General features: G+C 43.4%; 7 protein-coding genes. 6 read left to right on the top strand and 1 reads right to left on the bottom strand.

The features are described from left to right. On the bottom strand, window positions 1–1,210 hold a 1,210-nt coding region (locus AABI99_RS17005; RefSeq protein ID WP_338367297.1), incomplete at its 3' end, for a solute carrier family 23 protein. 333 nt (window positions 1,211–1,543) lie between these two features. Between AABI99_RS17005 and xdhA the strand changes: the two genes are divergently transcribed. From xdhA to guaD, 6 genes are all read left to right on the top strand, one after another. Continuing rightward, the gene (xdhA, locus tag AABI99_RS17000; RefSeq protein ID WP_338367295.1) at window positions 1,544–3,052 is read left to right on the top strand and encodes a xanthine dehydrogenase small subunit; all 1,509 of its coding nucleotides are present in this window, start codon (window positions 1,544–1,546) and stop codon (window positions 3,050–3,052) included. After that, window positions 3,039–5,378, top strand: coding sequence for a xanthine dehydrogenase molybdopterin binding subunit (xdhB, locus tag AABI99_RS16995; RefSeq protein WP_338367294.1), 2,340 nt, complete (start codon window positions 3,039–3,041; stop codon window positions 5,376–5,378). Before xdhA ends, xdhB begins: the two co-directional genes overlap by 14 nt. Then, window positions 5,371–6,261, top strand: a complete 891-nt coding sequence (gene xdhC / locus AABI99_RS16990; RefSeq protein ID WP_273586950.1) for a xanthine dehydrogenase accessory protein XdhC — start codon at window positions 5,371–5,373, stop codon at window positions 6,259–6,261. The genes xdhB and xdhC overlap by 8 nt, the downstream gene beginning before the upstream one ends. Continuing rightward, window positions 6,258–6,758 carry a 2-oxo-4-hydroxy-4-carboxy-5-ureidoimidazoline decarboxylase gene (gene uraD / locus AABI99_RS16985; RefSeq protein WP_248443438.1) on the top strand — a complete coding sequence of 167 codons (501 nt, stop codon included), beginning with the start codon at window positions 6,258–6,260 and terminating at the stop codon, window positions 6,756–6,758. The genes xdhC and uraD overlap by 4 nt, the downstream gene beginning before the upstream one ends. Next, complete coding sequence (uraH, locus tag AABI99_RS16980; RefSeq protein WP_121638312.1) at window positions 6,755–7,093, top strand: hydroxyisourate hydrolase; 339 nt, start codon at window positions 6,755–6,757, stop codon at window positions 7,091–7,093. The genes uraD and uraH overlap by 4 nt, the downstream gene beginning before the upstream one ends. A 2-nt stretch (window positions 7,094–7,095) precedes the next feature. Next, the coding region (gene guaD, locus AABI99_RS16975) for a guanine deaminase (RefSeq protein WP_338367288.1) at window positions 7,096–8,041 on the top strand (946 nt) is incomplete at its 3' end.

Raw genomic sequence — 8,041 nt, 5'->3', positions numbered from 1 at the left:
CGGGTTTAGGTATGTTTTGTAATACAGCCCCCACCACCGGAAATAACCCTAAAACAATCAGTATTGCGCCAATCCATAGGCCAATGTACCTACTTGCCACACCCGTTAACTGAATCACCCCATTGTTTTGACTAAAAGTAGTGTTAGGAAAGGTATTAAACGCAGCTGCAATCATTGAGTTAACGCCATCACCTAATACACCTGCGCGTATGCGGGCTAAATAGCTTGCACCTTTAACAGGTAATTTAGACACCGCACAATTAGCGGTAATATCGCCTGTGGATTCAATGGCGGTAATAAGGTATAAAAAGCCAAAGGCTATCATGGCACCAAAATCAATATTAAAGCCATATTTGAATGGTATTGGCATGGCAATTAAACTAAATTCGCCCACCTCAAACTTAGCAATACCTAAAATAACCGCAAGTATCCAGCCTACTATCATGGCTACAACCACAGCGGTAAGCCTTACCCACTGGTTTTTACTGGCGTTAAGTAACACCACCAGCGCTACCACCGAAAAACCAACAATTAAGTTACTTGGCGATGCAAACTTTTCAGGCATATTAGTCAATAACCACTGGCCACCGCCTATGTCGGTCATACCGACTTTAATTAAATAAACACCAATAGTGGTGATCACCACACCGGTGACTACAGGTTTAATTACCTTGCCTAGTTTTTCTATAAAAAAGCTAATAAATATTTCTACAAAAGCTGCTAAAAAGCACACAGCAAATATGGTGGCAAGTACTTCATCATTACTGCCTCCAGTTGCTTTCACAGAAAACCCAGTGGCTAAAATAGTGCCTAAAAAAGCAAAACTGGTGCCTTGTACACAAATGAGTCCACACCCCACAGGGCCTACGCGCCGCGCCTGTATAAATGTGCCAACACCTGATACAAATAAGGCCATACTAATCAAATAAGGCATTTCACTGCCAAGCCCTAGCACACCACCAATAATAAGCGTAGGCGTAATAACACTAACAAAACTGGCAAGTACATGTTGCAAGGCAGCAAAAAATGATTCTATTAGTCCAGGTTTATCATCTACCGTGTATAAAATGTCTTCATTATTAGTTGTTATTTTGTTCGCCCCTGCTTTATATACCGCCTCGTTAGATACTCTCACCTGCTCTAACATGCTGATCTCCTTTGATTTCCATGCATAATGTTGCCACCCTAAAAGTACAACCTTTGTTAACATCTTAAACTGTCCTATTGGTCAGCTTTGTTAATTGTTTATTTTTTGAAGACCTAGTTTTAAATTTTCAATTAAAGCTTTATTAAAAAACAACATACAAATAACGCACAGTTTTATAAGAGGTTACATAACTAGACTGGCTTCACTCTTTTGTATACTTGTTAATCAAAAGTATGCTTTAATCAATTAACTGACCAAGCGGTCAACAATGGCATGGTATCTGCAATTAACTTACCAAGATGAAAAAGTTTTTTTCTTAGCGGTATAAAAACAACAAGAAAAAATATACGCCAAGCCTTTGCATATCAGGGCTTTATAAAAGTTAAGGGGGTCTGTGTGATTACGTTTTTATTAAATGACACGCCAATAGAAGTACAAGAATGTTCGCCAAGTCTCACCATTTTGGACTGGTTACGCACCAAAAAAGGGAAACTGGGCACCAAAGAAGGATGCGCTACAGGCGATTGTGGCGCATGCACAATTTTAGTCGGCGAAGAACAGTTGAATACACGCGGTGAGTTAGTCTGGCACTATAAAACCATGAACAGCTGCCTACTTTTATTAGGTAATGCACACGCAAAACACATCGTTACCGTAGAGGCCGTGACTGCTGGACTTTACCCAACCCTTGATGACTTACACCCAGTACAACGCGCATTAGTAGAATGCCATGGTTCGCAATGTGGTTTTTGTACCCCTGGCATAATAATGAGCATGTTGGCGCTTTATATTAATAACCCGAGTTACCCAGGTAAAAAAGCCGCTATTCATGCGCTAGGTGGCAACTTGTGCCGTTGTACTGGCTACAGCCCTATTTTACTAGCGGTAGAAAAAGCCTACCGCTATGAGCGCAAAAATGAGCCTTACTCAGCCATGGCAGCTCAGTTTAAAGCCTCACTTAATACGCAACATGATGACGATGTTCCATTTTTAAAAAATGGCCCTCGTACGTTTTATTTACCACAAAGTGCAGCGCAACTTGTTGAGCTTAAAGCGCGTTACCCGCATGCACATTTGGTTGCTGGTGGCACCGACTTTGCCATTGAGCTTAGCCAAAATATGCTATTGCCCGATGTAATAATATCGCTTAGCCAAGCTAAAGAACTGTGCACATTAAGTGATAACGACGGCGAGCTACAAATTGGTGCAGCACTCCCTTACAGCCAATTTGTAAACGCGTTTTACACTTACTACCCTGAGTCTAAAGAGCTATTTGAACGCCTTGGCTCTAACCAAGTACGTAACAGTGGCACCTTAGGTGGCAGCATAGGCAATGCCTCTCCAATTGGCGATCCAGCCCCATTATTAATTGCACTTAATGCCACTATGGATTTATTAAGCGCTGCAGGCACACGCACTATAAACGTGGCCGACTACTTTGTTGATTATAAAAAAACAGTTATTAAAAGCGATGAAGTCATTAGCAAAATTACCGTACCTAAACGCTCAGACTCGTTAAAACTTGCGTGTCATAAAATTTCAAAACGTTTTGAAGATGATATCTCTACCGTGTGTTTAGTACTGGCTATTGAGCATGTGCAAGGCGTAATTAGCAATGCCCGCTGTGCCATGGGCGGTATGGCAGCCATACCAAAACGCGCTGCGCACATAGAGCAAAAGCTTAATGCTCAGCCCTTACAAGTAAGCACGTTTATAGATTCGGCGAATGCTATAAATGATGACTTTGCCCCCATGAGCGATGTACGCAGCAGCGCACATTACCGCACTACGGTAAGCAAAAACTTGCTACAGCGTATTGGTATTGAGTTTTGTGGTGCACAGCCAAGCAGCAATAACAATAATAACAACATTGCCATTACGAGGATTTCCCATGCGTCACTTTGAAATGGATAAACTAAAAGCCCAGGGCGGAAGTGTTGGCCAATCTAAATACCACGAAAGCGCAATAAAACAAGTATGTGGCAATGCAAACTACGCCGACGATAACCCTGAGCCCCATGGCTGCTTGCACGCCTACCCTGTGCTTGCGCCTATTACCAGCGGCTTCATTAAATCAATTGATACAAGTAAAGCACTTGAAGTGGCAGGCGTTAAACGTATTTTATCGGCCGATGATGTACCCGGTAAGCTTGATATTGGCCCAGTATTCCCTGGGGATGTGCTATTAACCAATCACGAAATTCAATACCACGGGCAACCTGTGCTGGTAGTGGTTGCCAAAAGCTACGCCATTGCGCGCCGCGCTGCTCGCTTAGTGGTTATAGAGTGCGAGCAAACCACCCCCATACTTGATATTAAAGAAGCGATTAATAAAGAGCACTGGGTAAGGCCGCCGCATTCACTTAACCGCGGTAATAGCGAGCAAGCCATAAATAATGCAGCCCACCAACTTAAAGGTGAAATACACATAGGCGGGCAAGAACACTTTTACCTTGAGGGGCAAATAGCACTTGCTCAGCCCGACAATGACGGCGGTATTCATGTTCAATGTTCTACACAGCACCCAACAGAGGTGCAGCACTTAGTTGCTAAAATTTTAAAAAAGCCATTTAGCTTTGTAAACGTAGAAACCCGCCGCATGGGCGGAGCCTTTGGCGGTAAAGAAACCCAAGGCGCACCGTGGGCTTGCCTTGCTGCCCTTGCAGTTTACTACCTTGGCTGCGCCGTTAAAATGCGCCTAGCCCGCAGCGACGACTTTAAACTTACCGGTAAGCGCCACCCATTTTATAATCAATACCATGTAGGGTTTGACGAAAAGGGCCTGATTGAAGGCGCTGATGTAACTGTAAATGGGTTTTGTGGTTATTCGCCTGATTTATCTGATGCTATTGTCGACCGTGCAATGTTTCATGCTGATAACGCTTATTACTACCCAGCTGCCACCATTAAAGGGAATCGCTGTAAAGTAAACACCGTAAGCCACACTGCATTTAGAGGATTTGGTGGCCCGCAAGGCATGATCATGGGCGAGCTAATAATGGACGACATAGCCGCTAAATTAGGTAAAGACCCGCTTGAGATCCGAAAACTTAATTTATACAAAAAAGGCCGCGACACCACGCCGTATCATCAAACAGTAGATCAGCATATTTTAAAAGATATGATAAGCCAGCTTGAGGAGTTGGGTGATTACTGGGCGCGAAAAAAGGCAATTAAAACCTTTAACGCATCATCGCCTATAATCAAAAAAGGCCTTGCGATGACGCCGGTTAAATACGGTATATCGTTTACCGTACAGCACTTAAACCAAGCGGGTGCATTAGTGCATGTATATAGTGATGGATCAATTCATTTAAACCATGGCGGCACCGAAATGGGCCAAGGGCTTAATACAAAAATAGCGCAAATAGTAGCCCATGGCTTTGGCGTTGACTTTGACGCAGTAAGCATAAGCGCTACTCGTACCGACAAAGTACCAAACACCTCGCCAACTGCTGCATCAAGCGGGACTGACCTAAACGGCATGGCAGCGCTAAACGCGGTAAATACCATAAAAGAGCGTTTAATAAATTTTATAAGTGATCACTTTGAAGTAGACAGCCAAAGTATTGTATTTAAAGATAATCTCATTACCTTTAGTAAAGGCGAAATTAGCTTTAGCGAACTTGCAAACCTTGCTTATATGAATCGTATATCGCTTTCATCAACCGGTTATTACGCAACGCCTAAAATTCATTACGATAGAGCGAAAGGCGAAGGCCGGCCATTTTTTTACTACGCACACGGCGTAGCACTCAGTGAAGTAGAAGTAGATACGCTGACAGGCGAAAACACCGTAACCCGCGTTGATATACTGCACGATGTGGGCAGCTCAATTAACCCTGCACTTGATATAGGCCAAATTGAAGGCGCCTTTGTACAAGGTATGGGCTGGCTTACCACCGAAGACTTACAATGGAATGATAAAGGCCAGCTTGCAAGCTTTGGCCCTGCTAACTATAAAATTCCTGCAATTGGCGATACCCCTGCCGAATTTAATGTAAATTTATATAACTCGGCCAACCCAGAAACCACGGTATTTAGATCAAAAGCGGTTGGCGAGCCGCCGTTTATGTTGGCCTTTAGTGTGTGGAGTGCTATTCGTAATGCTATAAGCAGTGTGGCTGATTACAAATACACCGCCCCACTTGATACACCCGCCACACCTGAGCGTGTATTAAATGCAATTGAGCAAACCGCTAGCTGGTTTAAGGAGCAGCAACATGGCTAATTTAAATGAGTCGTTCCAGGGTTTTCATACGCAAAATTGGGCGCAAGCTATAAACGAGCACGAACAAAGCGGCACTAATTATGTTATTGCCACTGTGCTTGGCACCAATGGCTCAACCCCACGTGGCACAGGCTCTAAAATGGTAATAAGCGGCGAGCACATTTACGACACCCTTGGCGGTGGACACCTTGAATACGTAGTAATAGAAAAAGCCCGCGAGCTACTTGCCAAAGGCGAGGCAGCGCAAGTGATAGAGCAATTTAATCTAGGCGCAAATTTAGGCCAATGCTGCGGCGGAGCTGCCACTGTGATGCTTGAGTGCATGCAATGCGAGCGCTTTACGCTTGATATTTATGGCGCAGGCCATGTAGCACAGGCGCTTATTGGTATATTGGCGCAATTACCTATGCGTATACGCTGGATAGATAGCCGCGCCGATGTATTCCCACAAGTTATTCCTAATAACGTAATAAAAGTGGTTGATGAAGAACCAACAGAGCAAGTAAAACGCGCGCCAAAGGCTAATAATTACTTAATATTAACCCATAACCACCAGCTCGACTTTGCACTTACACAAGCCATTATTAAACGCGCTGATGCTAATTGGCTTGGTGTAATTGGCTCAGATACTAAAGCAAAACGCTTTAAACAGCGCTTAGCCCATCGCGATTTTACCACCGAGCAAATAAAGCAAATGACCTGCCCTGTAGGGCTTGAAAATGTAACGGGCAAGCTCCCTATGGAAGTAGCAATATCAATTAGCGGGCAGTTAATTGGCCTTTATCAGGCTATGCAAACCCATGCGCCCAAACGCCAAGGCTTGCAATGGCGTGCACTTAAAAATGCCTTAATTAGCACCACGCACGAGGAAGAAAACGCATGAGTAGCTTAAAAATTAATAACCTAAATGCAGCGCAAGCGCATCAAGCATTAGAGCATTGTTGCGCCGCCCCTAACTGGGTAAGCGGTATGCTAAATATCATGCCATTTGAAAATAAAGAGCACTTATTTAACAGCGCTCAAAGCGTATGGGATAGCCTAGGCGAAAGCGATTATTTAGCCGCTTTTGAAGGCCACCCGCAAATAGGCGATTTATCAACTTTAAGTAAAAAGTACGCCGCTACAGCGCAAAAAGCGGGGCACGAACAATCAGGAATGAGTAAAGCAAACGAGCAAACCCTTAAAAAAATGATTGCGCTAAATAAAGAATACCTCAGTAAATTTGGCTTTATATTTATTGTGTGTGCCAGTGGTAAAAGTGCTGAGCAAATGCTTGAACTTATTGAGCAGCGCATACACAACACCCGCAGCACAGAGCTTAATATAGCCGCGGGCGAACAAGCCAAAATAACAAAAATAAGATTGGAGTCATTGCTATGAATAAAAGCCCTATCACTACCCATATTTTAGATACCAGCACAGGCAAACCGGCTGAAAATGTAGCTGTACAATTGTTTTTACTCACTAATAACGAGTGGCAATTAATTGCTCAAGGAAAAACAAATAGCGACGGGCGAATTACCGACTGGCTCAACACAGACGTAGAATTTGCAACCTATAAACTGGTTTTTGACTTAGATAGCTATTATGAAAGCCAAAAAACACCTGCGTTTTACCCTGAGGCGCAAATTACCTTTAGATTACAAGATAAAAAACACCATCATATTCCGTTATTGCTTAGCCCATTTGGCTACTCAACGTACAGAGGCAGCTAATTATGAGCACCCACAACAATAATAAAATGACCGTAATGTGTGCCAACATACTCGATTTTGTTGACGACCCCGCCATAGCAGGCGAAAGCGCCCATCGCTATTTTGAAAAAGGCGCATTAGTTATTCAAAACGGCAAAGTGGTTAACCTTGGTTACGAGCAAGACATACTGCCAAACATTGATAAGTCAGCCACTATTATTCGCCACGATGGTAAATTAGTAATGCCCGGCATGATAGACACGCATATACATTTACCGCAAACCGAAATGGTTGGTGCGTATGGCGAGCAGCTTTTAAGCTGGCTCACCGAATACGCCTTCCCCACTGAAAAAAAGTTTACCTGTGAGCATTATTCAAAAGATATATCTAATCGCTTTTTAGATGAGCTACTTCGTAATGGCACCACTACCGCATTGGTATTTGGTACTGTGCACCCGCAATCGGTAGATGCGTTTTTTAACGAATCTCAAAAACGTAATTTACGCATGATTGCCGGTAAGGTAATGATGGACAGAAACTGCCCAGATGACTTATCAGATTGCGCGCAAACCAGTTATGAACAATCAAAAGCACTTATAGAAAAATGGCATAATATGGATAGATTAAGCTACGCAGTAACGCCACGTTTTGCGCCCACATCTACCCCAGAGCAACTACAAAAATGTACTCAATTATTAGAAGAATACCCCGACACCTACCTACATACCCACTTATCTGAAAACAAAGACGAGTGCGAATGGGTAAAAGGGTTATTCCCAGAGGCTGATGATTACTTAGGCGTGTACGAGCAAGCTAAAATGGTGCGTAAACGCTCGGTATTTGCTCATAGTATTCATTTATCTGAACGTGAGCTTTGCTGCCTTGCCGATAACAACGCGGCTATATCGCACTGTCCTACCTCTAACTTATTTTTAGGCTCGGGCCTTTTAAATTTAAAGAGATGTGAAG

It is taken from the genome of uncultured Pseudoalteromonas sp., assembly GCF_963922945.1.
Classification (GTDB): domain Bacteria; phylum Pseudomonadota; class Gammaproteobacteria; order Enterobacterales; family Alteromonadaceae; genus Pseudoalteromonas.
This window is presented reverse-complemented; position numbering and strand designations above follow the sequence as displayed.